This is a genomic window from Gordonia oryzae, from assembly GCF_003797185.1.
Lineage (GTDB): Bacteria > Actinomycetota > Actinomycetes > Mycobacteriales > Mycobacteriaceae > Gordonia > Gordonia oryzae.
This window is the reverse complement of record NZ_RKMH01000009.1, coordinates 56,349-82,641: the sequence shown is the minus strand read 5'-3', so window position 1 is coordinate 82,641 and position 26,293 is coordinate 56,349. Positions and strand designations below refer to the sequence as shown.

Annotated in this window: 22 protein-coding genes and 1 pseudogene; 13 read left to right on the top strand and 10 right to left on the bottom strand. The window is 66.2% G+C overall.

Annotated elements, in window-relative coordinates:
- Positions 1-255: 255 nt before the first annotated feature.
- The 9 genes from EF294_RS12960 to EF294_RS12920 are packed head-to-tail and all read left to right on the top strand — an operon-like array spanning position 256 to position 11,912.
- A complete protein-coding gene (locus tag EF294_RS12960; protein ID WP_123930571.1) occupies positions 256-1,599 on the top strand; it encodes an aromatic ring-hydroxylating oxygenase subunit alpha in 1,344 nt (447 codons plus the stop codon).
- Positions 1,599-2,636, top strand: coding sequence for an FAD-binding oxidoreductase (locus EF294_RS12955; RefSeq protein ID WP_123930568.1), 1,038 nt, complete (start codon positions 1,599-1,601; stop codon positions 2,634-2,636). The genes EF294_RS12960 and EF294_RS12955 overlap by 1 nt, the downstream gene beginning before the upstream one ends.
- Positions 2,637-2,643: 7 nt before the next feature.
- The gene (locus EF294_RS12950; protein WP_123930565.1) at positions 2,644-3,915 is read left to right on the top strand and encodes a sarcosine oxidase subunit beta family protein; all 1,272 of its coding nucleotides are present in this window, start codon (positions 2,644-2,646) and stop codon (positions 3,913-3,915) included.
- A gap of 52 nt (positions 3,916-3,967) precedes the next feature.
- Positions 3,968-4,258 carry a sarcosine oxidase subunit delta gene (locus EF294_RS12945; protein ID WP_123930562.1) on the top strand — a complete coding sequence of 97 codons (291 nt, stop codon included), beginning with the start codon at positions 3,968-3,970 and terminating at the stop codon, positions 4,256-4,258.
- Complete coding sequence (locus tag EF294_RS12940; RefSeq protein WP_123930559.1) at positions 4,255-7,080, top strand: 2Fe-2S iron-sulfur cluster-binding protein; 2,826 nt, start codon at positions 4,255-4,257, stop codon at positions 7,078-7,080. Before EF294_RS12945 ends, EF294_RS12940 begins: the two co-directional genes overlap by 4 nt.
- Positions 7,073-7,753, top strand: a complete 681-nt coding sequence (locus EF294_RS12935) for a sarcosine oxidase subunit gamma (RefSeq protein WP_123930556.1) — start codon at positions 7,073-7,075, stop codon at positions 7,751-7,753. The genes EF294_RS12940 and EF294_RS12935 overlap by 8 nt, the downstream gene beginning before the upstream one ends.
- Entirely contained in the window at positions 7,746-8,594 is an 849-nt protein-coding gene (gene purU, locus EF294_RS12930; RefSeq protein WP_123930552.1) for a formyltetrahydrofolate deformylase, read from the top strand. The genes EF294_RS12935 and purU overlap by 8 nt, the downstream gene beginning before the upstream one ends.
- 23 nt (positions 8,595-8,617) lie before the next feature.
- A complete protein-coding gene (locus tag EF294_RS12925; protein WP_123930549.1) occupies positions 8,618-11,071 on the top strand; it encodes a GcvT family protein in 2,454 nt (817 codons plus the stop codon).
- A gap of 58 nt (positions 11,072-11,129) precedes the next feature.
- The gene (locus EF294_RS12920) at positions 11,130-11,912 is read left to right on the top strand and encodes an IclR family transcriptional regulator (protein ID WP_123930546.1); all 783 of its coding nucleotides are present in this window, start codon (positions 11,130-11,132) and stop codon (positions 11,910-11,912) included.
- On the opposite strand, the gene EF294_RS12915 is transcribed toward EF294_RS12920, so the two are convergent.
- From EF294_RS12915 to EF294_RS12885, 7 genes are all read right to left on the bottom strand, one after another.
- Positions 11,884-12,135: a hypothetical protein gene (locus EF294_RS12915; protein ID WP_123930542.1), complete on the bottom strand. Its 252-nt coding sequence runs from the start codon at positions 12,133-12,135 to the stop codon at positions 11,884-11,886. The genes EF294_RS12920 and EF294_RS12915 overlap by 29 nt on opposite strands.
- Positions 12,136-12,347: 212 nt before the next feature.
- Positions 12,348-12,974, bottom strand: coding sequence for an MBL fold metallo-hydrolase (locus EF294_RS12910; RefSeq protein ID WP_425459428.1), 627 nt, complete (start codon positions 12,972-12,974; stop codon positions 12,348-12,350).
- Complete coding sequence (locus tag EF294_RS12905; protein ID WP_123930537.1) at positions 12,974-14,065, bottom strand: S-(hydroxymethyl)mycothiol dehydrogenase; 1,092 nt, start codon at positions 14,063-14,065, stop codon at positions 12,974-12,976. Before EF294_RS12905 ends, EF294_RS12910 begins: the two co-directional genes overlap by 1 nt.
- 171 nt (positions 14,066-14,236) lie before the next feature.
- Positions 14,237-15,484, bottom strand: coding sequence for a helix-turn-helix transcriptional regulator (locus tag EF294_RS12900; RefSeq protein ID WP_123930534.1), 1,248 nt, complete (start codon positions 15,482-15,484; stop codon positions 14,237-14,239).
- On the bottom strand, positions 15,481-16,623 hold the full coding sequence (locus EF294_RS12895) for an NAD(P)-dependent alcohol dehydrogenase (protein ID WP_246007834.1): 1,143 nt from the start codon (positions 16,621-16,623) through the stop codon (positions 15,481-15,483). The genes EF294_RS12900 and EF294_RS12895 overlap by 4 nt, the downstream gene beginning before the upstream one ends.
- A 199-nt stretch (positions 16,624-16,822) precedes the next feature.
- Complete coding sequence (acmB, locus tag EF294_RS12890; RefSeq protein WP_123930531.1) at positions 16,823-18,028, bottom strand: methyl acetate hydrolase AcmB; 1,206 nt, start codon at positions 18,026-18,028, stop codon at positions 16,823-16,825.
- Positions 18,029-18,070: 42 nt separating this feature from the next.
- A complete protein-coding gene (locus EF294_RS12885) occupies positions 18,071-19,672 on the bottom strand; it encodes a flavin-containing monooxygenase (RefSeq protein WP_123930528.1) in 1,602 nt (533 codons plus the stop codon).
- 194 nt (positions 19,673-19,866) lie between these two features.
- Here EF294_RS12885 and EF294_RS12880 point away from each other — a divergent pair, with 194 nt between their 5' ends.
- Positions 19,867-21,666 carry a sigma-54-dependent Fis family transcriptional regulator gene (locus EF294_RS12880; RefSeq protein WP_123930524.1) on the top strand — a complete coding sequence of 600 codons (1,800 nt, stop codon included), beginning with the start codon at positions 19,867-19,869 and terminating at the stop codon, positions 21,664-21,666.
- Positions 21,667-21,730: 64 nt separating this feature from the next.
- Here the strand turns inward: EF294_RS12880 and EF294_RS22130 are convergent.
- Positions 21,731-21,949, bottom strand: a pseudogene (locus EF294_RS22130) (LLM class flavin-dependent oxidoreductase); the annotation flags it as partial.
- Between the two features lie 65 nt (positions 21,950-22,014).
- On the opposite strand from EF294_RS22130, the gene EF294_RS22125 reads away from it, so the two are divergent.
- Positions 22,015-22,275, top strand: a complete 261-nt coding sequence (locus EF294_RS22125) for a hypothetical protein (RefSeq protein ID WP_246007854.1) — start codon at positions 22,015-22,017, stop codon at positions 22,273-22,275.
- Positions 22,221-22,562: a hypothetical protein gene (locus EF294_RS22705; protein WP_425459432.1), complete on the top strand. Its 342-nt coding sequence runs from the start codon at positions 22,221-22,223 to the stop codon at positions 22,560-22,562. Before EF294_RS22125 ends, EF294_RS22705 begins: the two co-directional genes overlap by 55 nt.
- On the opposite strand, the gene EF294_RS12870 is transcribed toward EF294_RS22705, so the two are convergent.
- Positions 22,483-23,922: an aldehyde dehydrogenase gene (locus EF294_RS12870; RefSeq protein WP_123930521.1), complete on the bottom strand. Its 1,440-nt coding sequence runs from the start codon at positions 23,920-23,922 to the stop codon at positions 22,483-22,485. The two genes, EF294_RS22705 and EF294_RS12870, sit on opposite strands and share 80 nt — an antisense overlap.
- Before the next feature lie 185 nt (positions 23,923-24,107).
- Here EF294_RS12870 and EF294_RS12865 point away from each other — a divergent pair, with 185 nt between their 5' ends.
- Entirely contained in the window at positions 24,108-25,292 is a 1,185-nt protein-coding gene (locus EF294_RS12865) for a 4-hydroxybenzoate 3-monooxygenase (RefSeq protein WP_123930518.1), read from the top strand.
- Between the two features lie 195 nt (positions 25,293-25,487).
- Here the strand turns inward: EF294_RS12865 and EF294_RS12860 are convergent, their stop codons facing one another.
- Positions 25,488-26,288 (bottom strand): IclR family transcriptional regulator, encoded by an 801-nt coding sequence (locus EF294_RS12860; RefSeq protein WP_123930514.1) that lies wholly within the window; start codon positions 26,286-26,288, stop codon positions 25,488-25,490.
- Positions 26,289-26,293: the final 5 nt, after the last annotated feature.

Below are 26,293 nucleotides of genomic sequence, written 5' to 3'. Positions count from 1 at the left end.
TCGGCGGCATACACCCGGCGCAACATCGCACGATCCGACAAGTCGGACGGCTGCGGAGAATGCCGTCTCCGATGCGGTTGACATCGTCTGCCATAGACCGCACACTTGTTGCATTGAGTGCGCAGTGTTGCGCATAGTGCAACTAAAGACGGCGCTGCTAAAGCCGGGGTGGTTCGCGGAGCCCGCCCACCCGGAGTCTATCCACATATCGATACCCCTGTGAAAATCACTGGCCAAGAGAGGCATTCATCTCCCATGACCGCACACGTCGTCGCGGGCGCCGCCGAGGCGGGAGCCGAATCCGACCGACTCGCCCCCGATGCCCGGGCGCTCCTCGGCGAGCGCGTCGTCGGCGAGAGTCTTCCCGCCCCGTTCTACGTCGACCGCGAATGGTTCGACCGCGACCTCGACGAGATCTTCGCCAAGCGGTGGATCTTCGTCGCCACCGAAGCCGAGATCGCCGAGCCCGGCGACTACCTCACTGTGAATCTCGGCCGCAGTTCGGTCATCATCGCCCGCGATGACGAGCAGGTCGTCCGCGCCCACCACAACGTCTGCCGGCACCGCGGCGCTCGCCTGCTCACCGACGACCACGGCAGCACCGGCACCATCGTCTGCGCCTACCACTCCTGGACCTACGGCATGGACGGCCGGCTGATGTTCGCCGACGCGCAGGCGCCCGGCTTCGACAAGAAGTGCTTTTCCCTGCGGCCGGTCGCGCTCCGCTCGATCGCCGGGCTGATCTTCATCTGCCTCGCCGACGAGCCGCCCGCCGATATCGACGAGGTCGCCACGATCGTCACGCCCTATCTCGAACCCCACGGTCTCGCGAACGCCAAGGTCGCCAAACAGACCGATCTCATCGAGAACGGCAACTGGAAACTCACGATGGAGAACAACCGCGAGTGCTATCACTGCGGCGGCCATCCGGAACTGCTCAACGTGTTCTTCCCGATCTGGGGCTTCGCCGACGCCGACGCCATCCCCGAGCGGCTCCGTCCCGCCACCACCCGATATCGTCAGGCCACCGACGAGATGACCGATCTGTGGCGGCGACGCGGACTACCGTCTGATCGGATCGTTCAACTCGACACGCGCATAACCGGATTCCACATCGAGCGTGAGCCGATGGATCTTGCCGGCGAATCTTTCACCCTTGACGGTACCGTCGCGTGCACCCGTCCACTCGCCGACGACCTTCCCGATCGCCGACTCGGCCGCCTCTCGATGCACCTGCAACCCAACATGTGGCTGCACATCACCGGCGACCACGCCGTACTGTTCTCGGCCATCCCGCTCGCCCCCGACCAAACCCTCGTGCGCACCACGTGGCTCGTCCACGCCGACGCCGTCGAAGGCATCGACTACGACCTCGACCGTCTGACCGGCGTCTGGGAGATCACCAACCAGCAAGACGCCGACCTCGTCGCGCTCGCACATCAGGGTATCGCCGACCCCGCATACCGTCCCGGTCCGTACGGCCCGTCGGAGGTCCAGGTCGAGGCCTTCATCAACTGGTACATCACGACGTTGCGCACCACGCTGGGCGTCACACATCAAGTGTCGCAACCGGTCTCCGAGATTTCGGAGAGCGCCTGATGAGCGACGAACACCTGCTGGTGTGCGTTGATCGCAGCCCAGCCACCCATGACATGACGACGTTCACTTTTCGCGCCGTCGAACCCCACACCTTCGTGTTCAACCCCGGGCAGTTCCTCACCATCGGGGTGACCATCGACGGCCGCACCGTGCAACGCTGCTACAGCATCTCCTCGCCGCCGACCCGCCCCGACACTCTGTCCATCTCCGTCAAACGCAAGACCGGCGGCCATGTGTCGAACTGGCTTCACGACAACATGACACCAGGCATGACGATGACCGCGAGCGGCCCACTCGGCCGATTCAGCTACATGGGCAAAGGCGCCGAACGCTACCTGTTCATCTCCGCGGGCAGCGGGATCACCCCCATCATCTCGATGATCCGCGCCGCCACCGACGGCACCACGTCCGGGCCGTACCGCTCCGGCGAGCAGACCGACATCGTGTTCATCCACAGCGCCCGCACCCTCGAGGACATCCCGTTCCGCGCCGAACTCGAACAACTCTCCGTCGCCCATCCCGGACTCGACGTGGCCTTCGCGCTCACCCGCGCACAGCGCGACGACTCATCGGCAACCGCTCCCCGGCGCCTCGATGCCGCCACCCTCCTACGCATGTGCCCCGACCTCGCCGACCGCGAGGTCTTCCTCTGCGGTCCCGGCCAATTTCGCAGCAGCGTCCGATCCGCACTGATCGCCTCCGGTGCCAGTCTCACCCACATCCACGAGGAGAGCTTCGGATTCGTCCTGCCCACGCCCACCGAGGACGACGGCCCCGGCATCACCGTCGACTTCACCCGCCGCGCCCGCCGCGTCAACGTCACCGCGGGCAGCAGCATCCTCGCCGCCGCCGCAGCCGCCGGCCTCACCCTTCCCTCCACCTGCGGCGTCGGCCTGTGCGGCTCCTGCAAGGTCACCAAGATCTCCGGCGACGTCGTGATGAACCATCAGGGCGGGATCCGCAACCGCGAGATCGAGCAGGGAAAGATCCTGCTCTGCTGCTCCGAACCCATCTCCCCCGTCGTCATCGATTTCTGAGGACACCATGCCATCCGCCCCCGCTCCCGGCGCCCAACCCACTCGGCCCGCTCGCTCCGCTCCCGGCGCCGGGCTCCCCGAGCACCCCGACTTCCTCTGGCACAACCCCAACCCCCGGCCCACCTACGACGTCGTCATCGTCGGCGGCGGCGGGCACGGGCTCGCCACCGCCCACTATCTCGCCCGCAATCACGGCATCACCAATGTGGCTGTCCTCGAACGTAGTTGGCTCGCCGGCGGCAACATGGCCCGCAACACCACGCTCATCCGGTCCAACTACCTGTGGGACGAGAGCGCAGGCATCTACGAGCACGCATTGAAACTGTGGGAGGGTCTCGAGGAAGAGCTCGGATATCCGATCCTGTTCAGTCAGCGGGGCGTTCTCAATCTCGCACACACCGAGCAGGACGTCCGCGACTCCGTTCGCAGGGTCGAGGCCAACCGGCTCAACGGAATCGACGCCGAGTGGCTCGACCCCAAGCAGGTCGCCGAGATCTGCCCGATCGTCAACACCTCCGCCGACATTCGTTACCCGGTCATGGGGGCGACCTTCCAGCCGCGCGGCGGGATCGCCAAACATGACTGGGTCGCTTGGGGATTCGCGCGCAGCGCCAGCACCGCGGGCATCGACATCATCCAGAACTGCGAGGTCACCGGGTTCGAGACCACCGACGGCAAGGTTACCGCGGTCAACACCTCGCGCGGGCGCATCGGTGCGGGCACCGTCGCCCTGTGTGCGGCCGGGCACACCTCCACTCTCACCGATCAGTTGGGCTTCGGCTTGCCGCTGCAATCCCATCCGCTGCAGGCACTGGTCTCCGAACTCCTCGAACCCGTCCACCCGACCGTCGTCATGTCGAACGCGGTGCACGTCTATGTCTCCCAGGCGCACAAGGGAGAACTTGTGATGGGTGCGGGCGTCGACTCCTACAACGGCTACGGCCAGCGCGGCGCGTTCCACATCATCGAACGGCAGATGGCGGCCGCCGTCGAGCTGTTCCCGATCTTCGCCCGCGCCCGGCTGTTGCGGACCTGGGGCGGCATCGTCGACGTCACCCCCGACGCCTCCCCGATCCTCGGCGCCACCCCTTACGACAACCTCTTCGTCAATTGTGGTTGGGGCACCGGTGGATTCAAGGCCACCCCCGCTGTCGGCTGGTGCCTGGCCCACACCATCGCGACCGGCGCGCCGCACCCGATCAACGCCCCGTTCACCATCGACCGGTTCACCACCGGTCGACTCATCGACGAGCACGGCGCGGCCGCCGTGGCGCACTAGTCCACCGGCCACCAGCGCAGACCATCGACTCCACACAAGCCCGGAGAACCCCATGCAACTGATTCCCTGCCCGCACTGCGGGCCGCGCGAGGAGACCGAGTTCCATTACGGCGCCGCCGCGGGCGTCGAGTATCCCGCGCAGCCGCAGACCCTGGACGACGACGAGTGGGCCGACTATCTGTTCTTCCGTCCGAACCCGAAAGGTGTTCTCGCCGAACGCTGGTGCCACAGCGCCGGCTGCCGACGGTGGTTCACCATCACCCGCGACACCGTGACCTACCGGTTCACCGGCACGCCGGTCGCCGCCCCGGTGTCGACCTCAGCTCCTGGGCCACGCCGATGACCCACTCACTCACCGACTTCCGCACCCCCACCGGCGGCCGCATCGACCGCTCCCGGCCGATCGACTTCGTCTTCGACGGCGTCACCTACACCGGCTACGCCGGCGACACCCTCGGCTCGGCACTGCTGGCCAACGGCGTCCGAACCATCACCACCAGCGTCAATCTCGGTCGCGTCCGCGGGATTACCGGCTCGTGGTCAGAAGATGCCACCGCCCAGGTCGGGATCGACGCCCCCTACAGCGAACCGATGGTGCCGGCCACCATGATCGAACTCTGTCCCGGACTCGTGGCGCACGGCGTCCCCGGCTGGGGCAAGCTGTCCACCGAGATCGACACCGCCCGTTACGATTCGCTGCATCACCACCCCGACGTGCTTGTCATCGGCGCCGGTGCCACCGGTCTGATGGCAGCGGTGATGGCCGCCCGCGCCGGCGTGCCGGTCATGCTCGTCGACGAACGCGCCGAACCCGGCGGCACCACCCCCGACGCACCGTGGGTCGCCGCCGCGGTCGCCGAGTTCGACGCGCACCCACACACCACCCGACTGGTTCGCACCACCGCATTCGGCGGCTATGACGATGGCTTCGTGCTCGCGGTGGAGCGTCGCACCGATCATCTCGGCGAGTCTTCCCTTGCCGGGGCGCCGACACAGGCCTCTCGGCAACGTGTGCACCGCATCCGAGCACAACGGATCGTTGTCGCAGCCGGCGCCCACGAGCGGCCGATCGTGTTCGGCACCAACGACCTTCCCGGCGTGATGCTCGCCGGAGCCGCCGCGGACTACCTGCACCGATACGGGGTACTCGTCGGCCGAGAAGCCGTCGTGTTCACCGCCGGCGACTCCGCCTACGCCGATGCCTTCGACCTCGCCGAGTCGGGTGTGCACATCGCGGCCCTCGTCGACGTTCGGACGCACGTCTCCTCGGATCTGCTCGAACGCGCCACACATCTCGGTATCGACGTCCGCACCTCCGGTGCGGTGGTGCGCGCCATCGGTGACGAATCCGTCGAGGCCGTGGAGTTGCTCGACGGCACCGTCATTGGCTGCGACACCGTATTGGTCTCGGGTGGTTGGAACCCGGCTGCGCACCTGTGGAGTCAGCTGGGTGGCGCGATCGCCTTCGATGCCGACGCCGCCGCCTTCCTGCCCACCGGAACCCTGCCGACCACCGACATCGCCGGTGCCGCAGCGGGATTGCTCACCACCGGCTCCTGTCTGACCGACGGCAGACGCGCCGGGCTCACCGCGCTGCGTAGCCTCGGTGCGGTGCTGCCCGAGTACCGCGGTGTACCTCGCACCGCCGATCGCACGCCGGCGGCGACCGCCGTGTACTGGCATGTGCCGCAGTCGGAACCGACGTTGTCGTTCGTGGACCTGCAGCGCGACGCGACTGTCGCCGACGTCGAGCGAGCCGTCGGCGCAGGTATGCAGTCGGTGGAGCACGTCAAGCGTTACACCACGATCGGCACCGCACACGATCAGGGCAAGACGTCGGGGATCGTCGCCTCCGGCATCGTCGCCGAACTACTTGGAGTCGACGTTTCCGAGGCCGGCACCACGACCTTCCGACCGCCCTACACGCCGGTTTCGTTCGCCGCGCTGGCCGGACGCAACCGCGGCGACCTCTACGATCCGATCCGCCGGACCCCGTTGCACGAGTGGCACATCGAGCGTGGTGCGATCTTCGAGGACGTCGGGCAATGGAAGCGGCCCCGGTTCTATCCGCGTGGCGGCGAGGACATGGAGTCGGCGGTGCTGCGCGAGTGCGCAGCCGTCCGTTCGGGAGTCGGCATCCTCGACGGCTCCACACTCGGGGTCATCGACGTCGCGGGCGCGGACGCGCCGGCCTTTCTCGATCTGCTCTACACCAACCTGATGAGCACACTGAAGATCGGTAAGGTGCGCTACGGCGTCATGTGCGGGCCCGACGGAATGGTCTTCGACGACGGCACGGTGATGCGGATCGCCGAGGACCGCTACACCGTCTACACCACCACCGGCAATGCCGCGACGATCCTCGAGTGGATGGAGGAATGGCATCAGACCGAGTGGCCACATTTACAGGTGTTCACCACGTCGCTGACCGATCACGTTGCGACCTTCCCCGTGGTAGGGCCGCGCTCGCGCGAGGTGATCGGCGCGGTGTTCCCCGATCTCGACGTCGCCAATGAGGCGTTCGGCTTCATGGACTGGCGCGACACCACTTTCGGCGGGGTCCCGGTGCGGCTGGGCCGGGTCAGCTTCTCCGGTGAGCTCGCCTACGAGGTCAACGTGGCCGCCGAGTACGCCGAAACCCTCTGGCGTGCACTGATCGACGCGGGCACCCCGTACGACATCACCCCGTACGGCACCGAGACGATGCACGTGCTGCGCGCCGAGAAGGGATACCCGATCATCGGGCAGGACACCGACGGCACCGTCACCCCGCACGATCTCGGCATGAGCTGGGTGGTGTCGAAGAAGAAGGCCGACTTCCTCGGCAAACGCTCCTTCGACCGACCGTCGAATCGAGACCGGAATCGCAAGCACCTGGTGGGATTGCTGCCTACCGACAATGCGACGAAGCTCCCAGAGGGATCGCAGCTCATCGCCCACCGGGCCGATCGCACGCTGCCGGCACCGCCGGTGGAGATGCTCGGGCACGTCACCTCGAGCTACCACAGTGCCGAACTCGGACGGCCGTTCGCCCTCGCCCTGGTCAAGGGCGGGCGCGAACGGATCGGAACCCTCCTCGACGTGCCGATCGGTGACCGGCTGATCGAAGTCGAGGTCACGACAACGGTCTTCGTCGATCCGGAAGGAGCTCGTCGCGATGGCTGAGCACACCTGCACGTCCCGCTCGCCGCTGCACGGCTGGGCGAGCGCCTTCGCTGCCCTGGCCCCAGCGGTGCAATTGTGCGAGTCACCCGCTGCCCAGGTAGTGGTGCGGACCACCAACGAGGACGCGATCGCGCGTCTGGATCTGCCGGCAGCCTGCCAGGTCCGTCACGGCGGTGCGGATGGTGATGACGGTGACGGTGGTGACCAGGGCGAGGTCGCCATCTGGCTGGGCCCCGACGAATGGCTGCTGTACCGGCCCGCAATCCCCGGCCACGAGTACCTCACCGAGGTCACCGGGCGGCTTGGCGACTCCCGACCCGACACCTATCTCATGGATGCCTCCGGCCAGCGCACCCGTCTGCTTCTGGCAGGTGAGCACGCGCGCACCGTCCTCGCGCACGGCTGCGCGATCGACCTCGCAGAGCAATCGTTCGGCCCGAACGACGCCGCGCAAACCCTGATCGCGCAGACCGGGGTCATCCTGCATCGTTCCGGCGACGACCCGGCGTCGGGATTCGCTCTGCTCGTGCGTTCCTCCTTCGCCGACTACCTCGCCCATTGGCTGCTCGACGCGGCAGCGGAGTATTGCCACACCGACGCGGCAGCGGAGTATTGCCACACCGACGCGGCAGCGGAGTATTGCACCAGCACAGAAGGACCTCGCCATGTCTGACACGTTCATCCTCACCCTGCGTTGTCCGTCGCGCGGCGGCATCATGCACGCCGTCTCGTCGTTTCTCTACAGCCACGGATGCGAGGTGGCCGATCACCGGCAGTTCGACGATCCGCTCACCCAAACATTGTTCGTTCGCACGGAGTTTGTGTGCGCGCGCGAGGCCGGCGCCGAGGAGATGACGCGCGCCTTCGAGTATCTCGCGGCCGGCATCGGCGCCGAGTTCACGATCACTGATCAAACTCCGCAACGCATCCTGGTGATGGTCTCGACACTCGGCCACTGCCTCAACGACCTAGTATTTCGTTGGCGTTCAGGAACTCTCGGTGGCGACCTGGTCGCGGTGGTATCCAACCACACCGCTCTCGAACCGATGGCGGCCTCGGCGGGCCTGCCGTTCCATCACGTACCGGTCACCCCGGATACCAAGGCACAGGCCGAATCACGACTACTCGGACTCGTCGACGAGTACGGCGCCGACCTCGTCGTACTGGCCCGGTACATGCAGATCCTCTCCGATGAGACATGTACTGCGTTGCGTGGCAGGGCCATCAACATTCACCACTCGTTCTTGCCCGGCTTCAAGGGTGCCAAGCCCTATCACCAGGCGCACCAGCGGGGAGTCAAGTACGTCGGCGCCACCGCGCACTACGTGACCACCGACCTCGACGAGGGACCGATCATCGAGCAGGAGGTGATTCGCATCGACCACACCCACGACCCGCGACGTCTGGCCACTGTCGGCAGCGATGCCGAAGCACTCGCCCTCTCGCGTGCCGTGCGCTGGCACAGCGAGAATCGCGTTCTGATGAACGGCACCAGTACCGTCGTCTTCAGCTGACCCCGACCCGAAAGAACCCTCCCATGAGCACACCGAAAGTCGTGATCGTCGGCGCCGGGATCGTCGGCACCTCCCTGGCCGACGAATTGACCGCGCGCGGATGGACCGACGTCACCGTCGTCGACCGCGGGCCGTTATTCGCCACCGGTGGATCGACCTCGCACGCACCCGGATTGGTCTTCGCGACCAACCCGTCGAAGACGATGACAGAGTTGGCGTCCTACACCTGCGAGAAGTTCTCTGCGCTGACCCATCCCGACGGATGGTGCTTCAACCACGTCGGCGGACTCGAGGTGGCGACTACCGACCTGCGATGGGATGATCTGCACCGCAAGGCCGGATGGGCCGAGTCCCGTGGCGTCGACTACGAGTTGCTCACCCCCGCAGAATGTGTCGCGAAATATCCGCTGCTCGACCCCGACCTGATCCTGGGTGGGCTGTACACGCCGCGCGACGGACTCGCCAAGGCGTTGCGCGCGGTGGAGGCGCAGGCCGCTCGCGCCACCGAGCGGGGCGCACGGTTCGTGGGCCATCAGGAGGTCGTCGATGTCATCGAGTCCAATGGCTCTATTCGGGGCGTGCGCACCACCACCGGTACCCTCGACGCCGATATCGTCGTGTGCTGCACCGGATTCTGGGGCCGGGAGTTCGGCCGCCGGGTGGGCCTGACGATCCCGTTGGTGCCGATGGCACATCAGTACGCCTACACCACTCCGTTGGCGTCGCGCAAGGGGGTCAACTCGGCCCTCGCCGAGGCGTCGCTGCCGATCCTGCGTCACCAGGATCAGGATCTCTACTACCGCGAGCACGGTGACCGGCTGGGTATCGGCTACTACGGTCACCGGCCGATGCCGACCGATGTCTCCGCCCTCGACCACGAGTCGACGATCTCTCTCGAGGAGATGCCCTCGAAGCTGATGTTCACTCCCGACGACTTCGCGCAGGCGTGGGAGCAGAGCACGCGATTGCTCCCCGAGCTGGCCGGCGGCAAGGTGGAGGAGGGCTTCAACGGGATCTTCTCGTTCACCCCCGACGGGCATTCGGTCGTCGGCGAACACCGTGAACTGCACGGCTTCTGGGTGGCCGAGGCCGTGTGGGTGACGCACTCCGCGGGCATCGCACGTACTGTCGCCGAATCGATGATCGATGGTACCGCCTCGGTCGACACGCACGAGTTCGATCTGTACCGCTTCGAGGAGGCCGGGCTGACAGACGACGCGATCCTCGCCACGAGCTCACAATCTTTCGTCGAGGTCTATGACGTCATCCACCCGCACGATCAGCGCACCGCGCCGCGGCAGGTGCGAACCAGTCCATTCTACGACCGCCAGGTCGAGCTCGGCGCAGAGTTCTGGGAAGCCGGTTTCTGGGAGCGGCCCGCATGGTTCGAGGCCAACCAGGGCCTGCTCGACGACCTCGTCGCCGGCGGATTCGGGATACCGGAACGCGATTCATGGTCTGCGCGACACTACTCACCGATCTCCGTCGCCGAAGCCGCCCACACCCGCAACCACGTCGCCCTGTACGACATGACCCCGCTCACCCGCTACGAACTGTCCGGGCCGAGGGCTCTCGATCTGTTGCAACAGTTGACGACCAACAATCTCGACAAGTCGGTCGGATCGGTGACCTACACTCTCATGCTCGACGAGAAGGGTGGTGTGCGTTCGGATCTGACGGTCGCCCGGCTCGCCGACGACGTGTTCCAGGTCGGCGCCAACGGTCCCGTCGACTTCGACTGGATCGCCCGGCACCTGCCCGCTGAGCCAGTGACGCTGCGTGACATCACCGGCGCGACCAGCTGCCTCGGTCTCTGGGGGCCGTCGGCGCGAGAGGTACTGGCGCCACTGACACCCACCGACCTCACCAACGAGGGGCTCAAGTACTTCCGATGCGTGCAGACGACGATCGGACCGATTCCGGTGACGCTGATGCGGGTGTCCTACGTCGGCGAACTCGGCTGGGAGATCTACACCGGTGCCGAGTACGGGCGCGGCCTGTGGGATCTGTTGATGACCGCCGGGCAGGAACACCGGATCATCCCCGCCGGCCGAATCGCATTCAACGCGTTGCGGATCGAGAAGGGGTACCGGTCGGCCGGAACCGACATGACCACCGAACACACCCCCGACGCCGCCGGCCTGGGCTTCGCGGTCCGCATGGGCAAGGACGACTTCGTGGGCAAGAGCGCGCTGACCGAACGGGTCTCGACGACTCGGCTGCGAACCCTACGATTCACCGATCCCGCGGCTGTCGTCCTCGGTAAGGAGCCGGTATCGGTGGCCGGCGCGGTCATCGGCTATGTCACCAGCGCAGGCTGGTCGCCGACCCTGCGGGCCTGTCTGGCCTACGCGTGGCTACCCGCCGACCTCGAGGATGGCGTCGAGGTGTCGGTCGCGTATCAGCGCACCACCTATCACGCGGTACTCGGCCCCGACGTCTCCGTCGATCCCGCGATGTCGCGCATCCGGAAGTAGCCCTGTGACCGCGGTGTTCGATCCCCCGCTGGCGTGGTCGGCTAAAGTTGGTGGGGTCATGCCCACCAAGGAGAGCACCCCGTCCGGCTCCGGCGCCGTCCAGTCGGTCGACCGCGCCTTGCAAATCCTCGAGCTCATCGGGCAGCATGGCGCGGCCGGCGTCACCGAACTCGCCGCCGAACTCGGCGTGCACAAGTCGACGGTCTCGCGTGTCATCGGATCGCTGGAGGCACGCGGCTTCATCGAGCAAGAGCCCGGCAGCCGCAAGTACCGCATTGGTTTCACTGTGGTGCGTCTGGCCAGTTCGACCAGCGCCACGCTGGACCTGTCGAAACAGGGACAACAGATCTGCGAAATGCTCGCCGCGGAACTCGGCGAGACCGCCAACATCGCCGTGCTCGGCGGTACACAGGCGGTCAACATCGTGGAGGCACAAGGCACCTCAAGCGTCGCTCTGCAGACCTGGATTGGTCAGACCTCCCCGGCCCATGCCACGTCGTCGGGCAAGATCCTGCTCGCCGCGCTGTCCGACGACGAGGTACGCGCGAGCTTTGTCGCCGGGCTGCCCCGCTACACCGACCACACCATCACTGAGATCGATGCCCTACTTGCCGATCTCGCCCGAGCCCGCGACTGCGGGTGGGCGATCGCCGAGGAAGAACTGGAACTCGGACTCGTGGCGATAGCAGCACCGATTCGGGATCACAGCGGCGCCGTCATCGGCGCGTTGAGCGTGTCGGGTCCGAGATACCGCCTCAATCCCGAGGACGCACCCGCCCTCGCGGCCACCGTTCAGCGCGCCGCCGCAGAACTCAACTCACGCTTCGGTTTCCGCGGCTGACGCCGGTCGCCCGGATTCCATCGGCGCGGTGGGTCTGGTTCTGGACGGGAAACAGACCGTCGCCCTGACGCATGCAGAGGTAGGCGAAGGCGATCGATCCCGATCCGATGAGCGCCGCGACGCCGGTACCGACACCGAGCATGGTCAGTGGCCCGCCGAACCGTCGACCGCAGGCCACCATGAGGGTCAGGCACCGAGGTCCGCGGTCCGACCGCCCTGCCACGCCACCGACCACGCGAACATGCGTGGCCGGTGGCGTGTGAGAAGACCAGAAAGCAGACGACGATCGGGACGACCCCGATCGCCCACGGGGAGAGTTCCCACGTGGCGTCGGCATTGCCTCATGGAGGCAGTGTTTGCGCGTGCGACCACGAGTCCGGCAAGCCACCGTGAGCCACTCCATAGATCGTGATCATCTGGCCCGCAAACCCCAACTCAGTTGCCGCGCGTGATCCATTCCTCCAGGTGCGGCGCCTCAGCGGCAACGGTGGTGCCGTCGCCGTGACCGGTGTAGACCTTGGTCTCCGGGTCGAGGGTGAAGATCTTGGTCCTGATGGACTCGATGATCGTCGGGAAGCTCGAGAACGAGCGCCCAGTCGCCCCTGGCCCGCCCTGGAACAGGGTGTCACCGCTGAACAGCACGCCGGCCTCCGGCGCGTAAATTACCGAGGACCCCGGCGAATGCCCCGGGGTGTTGATGATCGTCAGCGCGGTGCCCGCGACCTCGATCTCCTGCCCATCGGCGAGATCACCGTGGCCGACGTCGGGATGGGTGTCGTTCCACAGCATGTCGTCGCCGGGATGCAGCAGGATCGGGGCACCCGTCTCCGTCGACAACTCCGGTGCGACCGTGATGTGGTCGTTGTGCCCGTGGGTCAACAGGATCGCCTTGACGGTGCGTCCGCCGACCGCGTCGAGGATCGGCCCGGCCATGTGCGCCGCGTCGATGATGACGACCTCGCTGTCGTCACCGACGATCCAGATGTTGTTGTCGACATCCCAGGTACCACCGTCGAGGCTGAAAGTGCCTGAGGTGACCACGTTCTGGATCTGGAGAGACATCAGAGTTCCACCACCGAACGCAGCACCTTGCCGGCCTCCATCGCCGAGAACGCGCCCTCGACGTCGCCGAGTCCGACACGTTCGGTGACGAACTTCTCCAGCGGCAGACGCCCCTGCTCGTAGAGGTCGATGAGCATCGGGAAATCCCGCTCGGGAAGGCAGTCGCCGTACCAGGAGGACTTCAAAGCACCACCGCGAGAGAAGAAGTCGACCAGCGGGAGCTCGAGAGTCATCTCCGGGGTCGGCACGCCGACGAGCACCACGGTGCCGGCGAGGTCACGGGCGTAGAAGGCCTGCTTGTAGGTTTCGGGTCGGCCGACGGCGTCGACGATGACGTCCACCCCGTTGCCGTCGGTGAGATCCTGCACGGCGGTGATCACGTCGTCGACCTCGGCACCGTTGATGGTGTGGGTGGCGCCGAGATCGGTGGCCCACTCCAGCTTTGCCGGGTCGCGGTCGATCGCGATGATGGTCGTGGCACCGGCCAGCCGTGCGCCGGCGATGGCGGCGTCACCGACACCACCGCAGCCGATGACGGCCACCGAATCACCACGGCCCACGTTTCCGGTGTTCATGGCCGCGCCCAGACCGGCCATCACGCCGCAGCCGAGTAGTCCGGCCACCGCCGGATCGGTCTCGGGATTGACCTTGGTGCACTGCAATTCATGGATGAGGGTCTTCTCGATGAACGCGCCGATGCCCAGGGCAGGGGTGAGCACGGTGCCGTCGGTCAAGGTCATCGACTTCGATGCGTTGAAGGTGTCGAAGCAATACCACGGACGGCCCCGCTTACAGGCGCGGCACTCACCGCACACCGCACGCCAGTTGAGGACGACGAAGTCGCCGACCTCGACGTGACTGACGTCGGACCCGACGGTCTCGACAATGCCCGCCGCCTCGTGCCCGAGCAGGAATGGGTACTCGTCGTTGATCCCACCCTGCTTGTAGGCGAGGTCGGTGTGGCAGACACCGCATGCCGCGATCTTCACGATCACGTCGCGGGGCCCAGGGTCGGGGACCACCACATCGACCAGCTCCGTCGGAGCACCCTTGCTCCGCGAGATGACTCCCTTGACCGTCTGCTCCGACATATCCGCTTCTCGATCCTCTCGATACGACTCTGGATGGGGACAACCCTGGACTGCGCGATGCAGTCGTAGTAGTCCCGTCTCAGTCTTGTGGCGTCGGCAGACACATGCATCCGCCCGAATGGATGGTTCTACCTAGACCAAAGTACAGCCGCGCCCACCCGTCCAGAGGGATCACTGCGCCGTGATCCCCGCCCGCGCCGCGAGCAGACCGGCTTCTCCGCGGTTGGAGACCTGGAGTTTCTGCAGGATCGAGGTGACGTGGAACTTGATCGTGGACTCGCTGACACCGAGATCGGCGGCGATCGACTTGTTGCGTCGGCCAAGGGCCAGGTGCCCCAGCACCTCGACCTCCCGAGGATTGAGCGACGACAGCAGATCCTCGGAGGGCCTCGCGTCGGGAGCCTGCAACGGGATGTGCGCCGATACTCGACTACCCCAGCCGGGGATCGTCTCGACCTCGAGGCGACCGTCCAGTGCCTGCAGCCGGCCGGCCAGCTGACGTCGCAATGCATCTCCGTCGAGTTCGCCGCTGCCCTGATCACGGATGTCGATGACGAGGTCGTCGCCCCGTGCGTCCCAGGATATCCGCACCCGCACCAGATGAGCCTGGGCGACGACCGCCACCGCAACGGCACGAACGATCGCCCGCGCCGCATGTGCGATCTCCCCGGGCAGCGACCGGTCGCCGGCGCTCGGACCACCGAAGTCGACGTCGGCGTCGACGTGCCGCAGCACCGGTTCGAGTTCGGCCTGCAACCGGGAGAACGCGGTACCCAGCGCCTCGGTCGCCAGCTTGTGGTCGGCGTCGCCGACCGTACGCAACGCGATCAGCGCCGACGACGCGGTGTCGGCGGCCCGGGTGCGGGCTATTCGATCGTCGAGGTCGCGGGCTCGCAGCGTGGTCAAGATCGCCGCGAGGGTGTCCTCGTGGGTCTCGGTCAACTGGGTGATGGTGCGCGCCCGCTCACTCGACGCCGCCCGCGACTCTGCGAGGTAATCCGGGCTGGCCTGGGCGACCTGCTGGCGGATCGACACCGCGACGATCGCAAACCAGGCGCGCAACAACTTCGGCGACCCCGACAACGCCCGCTTGGGCACCAGGACGAGCAGCGTGCCGGTCTCATCGCGCACTATCCGCACCCGACGTGACGCGCCCCCGACCATCGCGTCACGCTCGATCACCTCACCGGCGACCGTGTCGTCCTTGATCGCATCGAGTTCGGCGATGGTGACCCGGTCGACGATCGCCGGGTCGCCGGCAACCTTGCGGGGCCGTCCGGTGCACTCGCGGGTGAAGATGACCAGAGCATCGTGCGGACACTGCGACGTCAGGAACCGGGAGAACCGGACCGCAATCTCCGGCAGCGGTCCATCGATGACGGTGCGCAGTCGTTGCCAGACGTCGGGGTCGCTCGTCACGTTCCCATTCTGGCTGACCGCGGTGGCGCGGCAACGACCGCGCCCCCGCTTGTCTCGTACCCGGATGTACTGGTCAGGAAGGTGATCAGCGGTTTGACGATGTTGTCGCGCTTCTCGGCCATCATGACGAATGCCTCCTCGACGTCGTCGAAGCCGAATCGATGGGTCGTCATCACCGTCGGGTCGACCTTGCCGGTCGTCATCAGGGTGAACAGCCGCGACATCCGGTCACTACCACCGGTACAGAGTCCGGTCCGAATGGTCTTGTCTCCCATGCCCAGTCCCCACGCCGTCAGATCCAGTGGCAGCGGCGCCGGGTTTTCGCCGTGATACCCGATGTTCGACAACGTGCCACCGGCTTTGAGGCAGGCCAACGCGGCCTCGAAGGTCTGCGGGAAACCGAGCGCCTCGATCGAGGCGTCCACGCCGACACCACCGGTGAGGTCCATGATCTGCGCGACAGGATCACCGTTGGTGAAGTCGACGATGTCGTCGGCGCCGAAACGCTGTGCCAGAGCGATGCGTTCGGGGCGCGACTCGACGGCGATGATCCGCCCCGCACCCCGCAGTTTTGCCCCGATGGTGGCGCACAATCCGACCGCACCCTGCGCGAAGATCGCCACGGTGTCCCCGATCTCGATCTGCGCGTGCTCGGCCCCCATCAGTCCGGTGCTGAGCATGTCGCAGGCGTACACCGCGGCGTCGTCACTCAACTCGTCCGGGATCGGTGCGAGATTCCCTTGCGCCGCCGGGACCAGGAAGTACTCGGCCATGTTGCCGTCGACCTGCGCGGTGTACTTGTAGCCGCCGAGGAGCCCACCGCATTGGCTGGTGAAACCCCGCTGACAGTACGAACATTCGAAGCACGGTGTCACCGCGTTCACCGCGACGCGCTGGCCCTCGGTGAAGCCGGTGACCGCGGAGCCGAGTGCGGCGATCACACCCACCGACTCGTGTCCGAGCGTGCGGCCGTTCTCGACGGGCAGCGCACCCTTGACGGTGTGCACATCCGATGTGCAGATCAGTGCGGCGGTGGTCTTCACCAGGGCTTCGTTGGGGCCGGGGGTGGGTATGGGCTTCTCGACGATCGCGGTCTTGCCGATCTCGAGCATCGTGAAGGTCTTCATCAAGGCGGACATGGGGCTCATCCTTTGGTTCGGAAAGAATAGATGGTGGGTGCGGTGCCCGGACTCGAGCATGAGTGATCAGCCCGCCATGCCGGGGATGGCATGGCGGGCCTGTGTGCGGGGTAACCCGCACAGGTACTCCTCGGACGTCTCGGCCCTTAGGGCAGACGCATCGGTGCCGACCCGTCGGTGGCCGGCTTCTGTTGCAGGGCTAGCTCTTCAGGGCTGAGTAGAAGGCCGTCTCGAACTCCATGTACTTGGTGAACGAGGTCGGGTCGCCGAACGGCAGAATCTGGGTGGCCCAGTATCCGCCGTACCCGTTCTGCCGGTCGATCCAGTAGAAGAGGTTGGCCAGCCCCGCCCATCCTTGGGCACCTGCCGGGCGACCCGTCGGCGCCGTCTCGTTGTTGATCATGAACGGCAACGACCACGACTTCGACTGTCCCGGGAAGAATTCCGCGTCGTTGGACAGCGACGGGATGACGCCCGGCAGCATGGTGACCGGCAGGTCACCGAGATGATTGCGCAGCGCCATCTCCACGGTCTCGGCCTTGAGGACCCGACCACCCTCTCCCGCACCGTCGTTGAGCCACATCCGGATGAACTTCAGGTACTCACCGACGGTCCCGTACAGGCCGTGTCCACCGAAGTCCACCTCCGGCGGCGACGGTAGTTCGAGACCCATCGGGGTCAGTGATCCGTCGGCGTTACGCGCATGGATCTCCGCCAGATGCGACCGGAAGTCCTCGCGCAGAATGAAACTCATGTTTTCGATGCCGAGCGGAGCGAAGATGCGTTCGGCGAACACCTCACCGAGTCGCTTCCCGCGCAACCCCTCGACCACTTGACCAACCCAGTCGATGTTGGTTCCGTACTGCCACCGCTCGCCCGGATCGAAGAGCAGTGGCGTCATCAGCGCCGCCCGGCTGGCCGTGGTGACGCTGGGCTGCCCCTTCTCCTCGGCGAGCCTGTTGTAGATCTCGTCGAAGAAGTCGTAGCCGAATCCGCCTGTGTGCGTAAGCAATTGGCGAGTGGTCGGCACCGACTTCGGTGCCCGCAGGATCGGTTCACCGGCGTCGTCGAAGCCCTCGATCACCTGCAGGGTGCCGATGGCGGGCGCATATGTGCTCGCCGGCGCGTCGAGGTCGAGCAGGCCTTCTTCCACCAGCTGCAGCGCCGCGGTCGCGGTGATCGCCTTGGTGGTGGAGAAGATCGCGAACACGTCGTCGGTGGTCATCGGCGCCAACCCGCCCAGGCTGCGTTGGCCCGCAGCTCCGGAGTACACGGTGCGGTCACGGTCGGTCACCATCGCCACCACACCGGGCACGCGGGCGTCCCCGGTGACGGCTTCGGCCAGAATCCGATCGGCGGCACTGGTGAACGCGGAGACATCGAGTGAAGAGAATGTGCTGGTCATAGCTCTATCCTTCCACAGATATGATCTGTATCACACTGTCCGTCAGGACAGTGCGAAGCCCTTGTAGCCGGCCGCGGCGGCCTCGAGGGTGGCATCCCGGTAGGCACCGACGCCGCCGACGTAGGACAGGACCCGACGCGGCTTGCCGGGTACGTTCGACCCGACGTACCAGGAGTTGGTCTTGGAGATGAGGTTCGCGTCGGCGAGTTCGTCGTGGTGGGCGACCCAGGCTTCCTCGCCCTCGGCAGTCGGCTCGATGACCGTTCTGCCGGTGGCGCGCATCTGCCGGATGGCCTCGCTGATCCACTCGGTCTGCTGCTGCAGGCAGGTCGTCATGTTGCACAGCGCCGCCGACGGCGCCAACGGCACCGCGGTGGTCAGCATGTTCGGGTAGCCGTGCACCATCAGGCCCATCGTCGTGCGGATGTCACGACTCCAGTCGTCGGCCAGGCTGCGGCCGTCGCGACCACGGATGTCGATGCGGGTGAGCGCACCGGTACCGGCGTCGAATCCGGTCGCCATGATGATGACGTCGAGCTCGTGCACGGTGCCGTCGGCGAGCTCGATGCCGTTCTCCCGGATGCGGGTGATGGGGTTGTCGCGCACCGGAACCGCGGTCACGTTGTCGCGGTGGTAGACCTCGAGATAGTTGGTCTCCAGCGGCACCCGGTGCGTGCCGAAGCCGTAGTCGCTCGGGATCAGCAGGTCGCACAGTTCCGGGTCGACGAGGCGGGCGCGCATCTTCTCCCGGACGAACTCCGAGACCTCTTCGCTGACCTGCTCGTCGGAGAAGATCTCGGCGAACGAGGCAAGCCAGAGTTTCAGCGAACCGTTCTCGTAGTCGTCCTCGAGCCGCGCCCGACGCTGCTCGGGGGTGAGATCCTCCCAGGCGTCGGTGAAGTCGTATTCGAATCCGGTGAACGTGTGCGGCAGGGTGTCCTTCAGTTCACCGAATCGCGACTTGTACCAAGCAACCTCGTCGGGGCCGTAGGACGGATTCTTCATCGGCAATGCGTACTGCGGGGTGCGGATGAACACCTTCAGCTCGTCGACGTCGGCGGCAATCGACTGGATGACCTGGATTCCGGTCGCGCCGTTGCCGATCACACCGACGCGCTTGCCCGCGAAGTCGATGCCCTCCCTGGGCCAACGCGCGGTATGCACGAGCAGACCACCGAAGTCGGACTGTCCGGGGAACAGATCCTTCATCGGCGCCGAGAGCATCCCGCAGCAGGTGATCAGGAACTGCGCGTCGATGGTGTCGCCGTCGACGGTGGTCAGTGTCCACCGGTTGCGGTCCTCGTCGAAGACGGCGCTGGTGATCTCGGTCTCCAGCGAGATGTCGCGGCGCAGGTCGAGCGAGTCGGCGACGTAGTTGAGCCACCGTTCGATCTCCTCCTGCCCGGGGAAACGCTGGCTCCAGCTCCACCCGTTGTAGAGATCCTCGTCGAACAGATACTGGTAGATGTAGGCCTCCGAATCGAAGCGAGCGCCCGGATAGCGGTTCCAGTACCAGGTGCCACCGACGCCGGACGCCTTGTCGTAGGCCCGCACTTCGAGTCCCTGTTCACGCAGCATGTGCAGTTCGTACAGGCCGGCGACTCCCGCGCCGATCACGGCTGCATCGAGTGTGGTTGTTGCCATTCTTCCTCCTGGTTATGACATTCCTCACGTTCGCCAGCCAGTGTCGTGAGTGTCCGGGCAGTCTCGGGTGTCCCAAATTGGGACACCATTCCTGACCCGTTGGACGGTGTCGTCGCAGTTGAGGGCGTTGCATAATCGACCGTTGTGCGGCAGGTCACAATGGAGGGGGACCGACGAGAGGAGGACGCACGACGATGACCGATATCCGTGAGCGGCAGCTCCGCATCGCCGCCGCCCGGGCCGATTTTCTCGAGTACGGGCCCGCAGGTGCCGCGGGTGTCGACGACGTGGTCGCGGCATCCTGGGAGCGCAGCCACGATGCCGGCGTCGACGCCGATCGCTACACCGTGGCATTCTTCGAGGACATCGACTTCGATTCCCGATTGGCCCGCTGCGCGCAACCGGTGATCGAGCGCCTCGCCCGGGACATGTCCGACGTCCCGGTCACCATCGCCCTGACCGACGCCAAGGCACGCATCGTCGATCGGCGCGATTGCTCCACGGCCGTCGGCCGCGTGCTCGATCGCGTCGACTTCCAGCGCGGGTTCTGCTTCGACGAGAGTGGCGTCGGAACAAACGGCGTGGGAACGGTTTTCGAGGTCGGAGCACCCGTCACCGTGGTGGGCAACGAGCATTTCAACCAGTCTCTTGTGCAGTTCGCCTGTGCCGGTGCCCCGGTCTTCGACCCACTGACCGGCCGCGTCGCCGGAGTCCTCGACGCCAGTATGCTCGCCGACACGTGGAATCCCTTGGTGGACGCCCTGATTCGCTCGGCAGCCGCCGACATCGGCCGCAATTTACTGCTCGACCGCAGCCAGGCCAAACGAGCGTTGTTCGAGACCTATTTGCGCGCCGACTCCCGCCCGCGTCAAGCAGTAATGGCCGTCGGCAACGCGGCTCCCCAGCTCACCGGCGCCGACACCGTGATGGCCAACGAGAGTGCACGGGAGATGCTGTCGCCGGCCGATCAGGAACGCGTGGTGGAGTTCACGCGTTTCCTGATGTCCCGACACGATCCCGGCGCTCGTCGGATCACCCTCGATGACGGACGAAGCATTCGGTTGCGATCGACCGCCATCACCTACAACGGCGACACCGTGGGCATGGTGTTGCTGCTCGACGATGACCATGATGTTCCGTCGGGTTCGGTTCGGCTGCAAGCACTTCGGTCGCTGTCGACGCCGATCGCGCGGAGTGAACCGGCGAGCAGTCCGGCGTGGCAGGCCGCCCGCGCCGAGGCACTCGCCGCTCTCGAGTCGGGGACGGGCGTCCTGGTCATCGGCGAGCCGGGCTCGGGACGATTGAGCCTGATCGCCGAGACCTTTCACGAGGTCTACGGCGACGCGCCGGTGGTCGTCATCGACGCGCAACGCGTCGAACGCGGCGAACAGGTCACCGGGCCCGAGAACGCCGTCGACGAGTGCGCACTGCTGGTGATCCGGCATCTCGACAAGGTCTCGGCCCCCACCGTGGCCACGTTGACCGACCTGGTGGCTGCCGCGACAGATGCGGGGTACCTTCTCGCGGTCACCATCGAACCACCCACCGACGACCATCCGTCGGCGTCGTCACTTCCAGGCATCGGTCAGTCCGTCACCATCCCGCCGCTGCGGCTGCGGGGTATCGACCTCCACACGATCGTGGTGCGCGTCGTCAAAGCCCTGGCGCCCCAACGTAACAGCCGGATCAGCCCGAAGGCCATGCGCATCCTCGCCGCCTATTCGTGGCCCGGCAACATCCCGCAACTCCGTGAGGCCCTCGCCGAGGCGCTGCGCAGGCGACCGGTCGGTGAGATCCAGCCCGACGACCTGCCCGGGTACTGCCGGGCGAACACCACTCGCGCGCTGACGACCCTTGAGGCCACCGAACGCGACGCGATCATCGCCGCACTCACCGAATGCGACGGCAACCGGGTCCGCGCGGCCGCGTCATTGGGACTCTCGCGCAGCTCGCTGTACCGAAAGATCCACGCGTACGGCATCTCCGGGGTGTAAGACCGGGCACTGCTCCAATGCCCTGAACGACACAGTGCCCGGTGCTTCAAGGCTTCGAGGAGTTCTGTGGGAAGGCCGCGACGTGCTGGAAATCGTCGAACCACTCCTCGATGCCGTACTCGACCTGCTTTCGCGCCTGCTCCTCGGTTTCCGCGATGTGGAAAGGTCCGGCCAATCGCCACTGCGAACGATCGACGGTCGTGCCGTGAGCCGCGGCGCGTTCCTCCATCACCTTCCAGTGGTGGCCGAGCGCGTCGAACCCACGCGCGGGCGATCTCGCACCTGCAACTGCGTCGATTACCCTCCACCGCAGTCGAATACCCGGAGCGGTTCCTGTATCGGCGTCAATTGCGCAGCGCAGCGGTCCTGCATCTCGGGTTGGCCGACCACTGCCACGGACTGGTCGGCATCTTCGACTCCGAGGGCAAGGACCTGCCCGCCACCGAGATCCGCGCCCTCGGACTGCTCGCAGGCCAACTGTCCACTCTTGCGAAGACCCTGCCCGGGGGACTCGCCCCGGGTGGCGCGACCGACTCACGCCACGTCAGCAGGAGATTGCGGAACTGGTCGGCGACGGTTGGACCAACGACGAGATCGCCGGATCGCTGAGCCTCGAACCCGACACGGTCAAGAAGTACGTGAGCCGGGTGTTCGCGCTCACCCACGTCGGCCAACCGCGCCGAGTTCGTCACACTCGTCTGGACCGAGCGCGATACGAATACAGATTCCACGTGAGCGGACATCGGACCCCGAAAATCGGGGCTGTTCGGCCAATTCTGTGGAATCTGTATTCGTACTCGGGCGGATGTGCCGGGCTCAGGCGTAGATGGACTTGTACACCAGGTAGGCCTCCATCGACTGCGGCCCGAGTTCGCGTCCGATACCGCTGTCCTTGACGCCGCCGAACGGTGCGCCCGGATCGGGCATGTACCGGTTGATACCGATCGTTCCGGTGCGCACCCGACGCGCCACGTCCTTGCCGCGGTCGGGATCGGAGGTCCACACCGAACCGCCGAGTCCGTAGTCGGAGTCGTTGGCGAGACGGATCGCGTCGTCGGTGTCGGAGTAGCGGATCACCGAGAGGACCGGCCCGAAGATCTCCTCCTGGGCGATGGTCGAGTGGTTGTCGACGTCGGCGAACAGCGTCGGTTGCACGAACCAGCCTCGGTCACGCTCGCTGCGACCACCGCCGACCACGACGCGCGCTCCGTCACCCTTGCCCTTCTCGATATAGCCCTCCACCCGATCGCGATGAGCACGGCTGGCCATCGGACCGATCATTGTCGACTCGTCGAGCGCATCACCAACCGGCAGACTGCTCATAAATGCCGCCAAGGTGTCGACGACCTCGTCATACCGGTTGTCGGGGGCCAGGATTCGAGTTCCGAGGTAACAGGTCTGGCCATTGTTGACCAACAGGCTCTCGAAGAGTCGCTCGCCCATCACCGACAGGTCGAGATTGGCGTCGTCGAGGACGATTGCGGCCGACTTTCCGCCGAGTTCCAGGGTCACCGGTCGCAGCAGTTGCCCACAGGTGGCCGCGATCTGCCGGCCGGCCGCGGTCGACCCGGTGAACGCCACCTTGTCGACGTCGCGGTGCGAGACCAGGTAGGCACCGGTGTCCCGGCCACCGGGTACCACGTTGACGACGCCGTCGGGGATGTCGCTCTCGGCGACCGCCTCGGCGAACAAGAAGGCGTCGAGCACCGTTTCCGGCGACGGCTTGAGCACGATCGCACAGCCGGCGGCCAGCGCCGGACCGTATTTGAACGCCGCGAGTGCCTGCGGATAGTTCCACGGCACGATTGCCCCGACCACCCCGACCGGTTCCCGGCGCACCAGCGTTGTCCCGCCGAAGAGGTGATCCTGCTCGACCTCGAAGGAGAACCCACGTGCCAGCCCGGCGTAGTACCGCAGCAGGGTCAGCGGGATTCCGGTCTCGAGCTGACTCGAGATGGCGATCGGCATCCCGTTCTGCGCCGACACTCGGCGGGCCATCTCCTCGCCTTTGGTCTCGAGGATGTCGGCGAGCTGTTCCATCGCATCGGCACGGCGCGACGGTTCCCAACGCGCCCAGCCCTGCGGATCGTCGAACGCCTCCCGCGCTGCGGCGACCGCGGCGTCCACATCGGCCTCGACCGCAGCCGGCACCACCCCGATCCGTTCCTCGGTGCTCGACGACACGACCTCGATCTGTTCACCCGATGCTGGGGCTACCCACTGTCCGCCGATGAAGAGTTTGTCGTAGCTGATCATTCACGCCTCCTGAGATGTCCACGTCATCACTTCTGTGTGTCACGGGTCACAACCCAGTGTGCCGCAGCCGCCCGGTCGTGACACCCGCTTCTGCAGCAGATCGGCATGGGCTTTCACTGAGTGGAAGTGCGGTCTGGTGGTTGTGATGGCGCTCTCCCTACCGTGTGCTCAACCAGAGGAGTCACATGTCCACTTTCACCAGCAGCACCCGTACGCAGGTCGCGATCGTCGGCGGCGGTCCGGCCGGCCTGATGCTCTCGCATCTGCTGCATCGAGCCGGAATCGCGAGCATCGTCCTCGACACCCGCACCTACGAGCAGATCGAGACCACCCACCGCGCCGGAATCCTGGAGCGAGACAGCGTCCGGCTACTCGTCGAATCCGGGGTCAGCGATCGCGTCCTCACCGACGGCCACGAACACCAGGGCATCGACCTGCGCTTCGACGGCATCAGCCATCGCATCGACTTCCAGGAACTCGTCGGCGCCTCATGCTGGCTCTACCCGCAGACCGACGTGTTCATCGATCTACACGCCGCACGGGTTCGTGACGACGGCGACCTCCGTTACGGCATCGCCGACACTCTGGTCACCGACCACCGCGAGACGCCTCGCGTGGTCTACTCCGATACCGATGGGCGCCACGAGATCCGGGCCGACCTCGTCGTCGGCGCCGATGGCTCGCGCAGCATCTGCCGCGACCTCGTCGCCGACCCGCAGCGACTATTCCGCGAGTACCCGTTCGCCTGGTTCGGTATCCTCACCGAGGCTCCGCGTAGCGCACCCGAATTGATCTACACCCGTTCCCCGTTCGGCTTCGCACTGATCAGTCAACGCACGGAGTCGGTGCAACGCATGTACTTCCAGTGCGACCCGGCCGAGAACCCCGACGAATGGTCCGACGACCGGATCTGGGCCGAGTTGCAGCGCCGACTGGCAGGACCGGACGGTTTCTCGTTGCAGGAAGGCCCGATCATCGACAAGGGCGTGCTGCCGTTCCGCAGCTTCGTGCAGACCCCGATGCGCGACGGAAAGCTACTCCTCGCCGGCGACGCGGCACATACGGTCCCGCCGACCGGCGCCAAGGGGCTCAACCTCGCCCTCGCCGACGTCCAGGTGTTGGCCGAGACCATCGAACGAACCCTGCTCGCGGACGACGAGACGGCACTGGACTCCTACACCGAGCGTGCGCTCGCCCGCGTCTGGAAGGCTCAGCACTTCTCGTACTGGATGACGACGATGCTGCACAAGGCTTCCGACGCATCGGACTTCGACGAGCGCCGACAACTCGGCGAACTCGAAACACTGACCGCCTCCGAGTCCGGATCGGCCTATCTCGCCGAGGGATACACCGGCTGGCCCTCTGCTTGATCCGCTGGGCCCCGATGGTCGAACCGCCCGGCCCCTTTCCAATGGTCGAGGTACCCTGCTCCTCCCCGTTGGCCTACGCCCCACTCCTCCCCGATAGCCGAGAAGCCCAGCGAGCCGGAGCGTCTCGAGACCACCGCGCGCTAACGCTGGAGGTTCTCAACCAGCAGCGGTTCACCAGTTCTCAAGGCTCCGCTACTAGGGCTCCGCCACACCTCGACCACCGGGTGGAGGACCGCCTACCCGGGTGGGCGCCCCGAGTGAGCGCCCGATCCCTTGTGCGGCAACCTGTAACGCGGCAACGATCCGGGGCAGTCGGCCGCTGATCGACGGCACCACCATGCCGAGGGCAGCGACCACGCCGTCGGGACCGCGCACGGGGACGGCCACCGAGCAGGCGCCAAGCGTCATCTCCTCGACGGTTGTCGCGTAGCCCTCGTCATGAACGCGGCGCAGCTGCTCGTCGAGAAGCTTCGGATTCACGATGGTGTGCGGGGTGATCCGCGTGAGCGAGGCCATCACTTCCTCGCGAATATCGTTGGGGGCGTGCGCGAGCAACACCTTCCCGACGCCGGTGGCGGTCAACGGGAGTCGCCCGCCAACCCGGCTGACGACCGGCACCGATTCCTTTCCGGAGATGCGGTCGAGATACAGAGCGACGGTGCCCTCCCGAATGGCCAGGTGCACGGTCGCCGTGGTCGCGGCGTAGAGGTCGTGAAGAAAGGGCTTGGCAACCTCCCGAATCCCGGACTGGATGGGTGCGAGAAGTCCGAGATCCCACAGACGACTGCCGATCACGTACCGGCCGTCGGGTCGGCGCACCAGCGCACCCCACCGTTCGAGCTCACCGGCGAGACGATGCGCCGTCGGCAACGGAAGGCCTGCACGAGCGGCCATGTCGGACAACGAGAGCACTCGATGAGTGGAGTCGAACGTACCCAGCAACGCGAGCGTGCGCGCCGCCACCGACGCACCCGGCGTCGAGGTGTTACCGGCCATCGGTA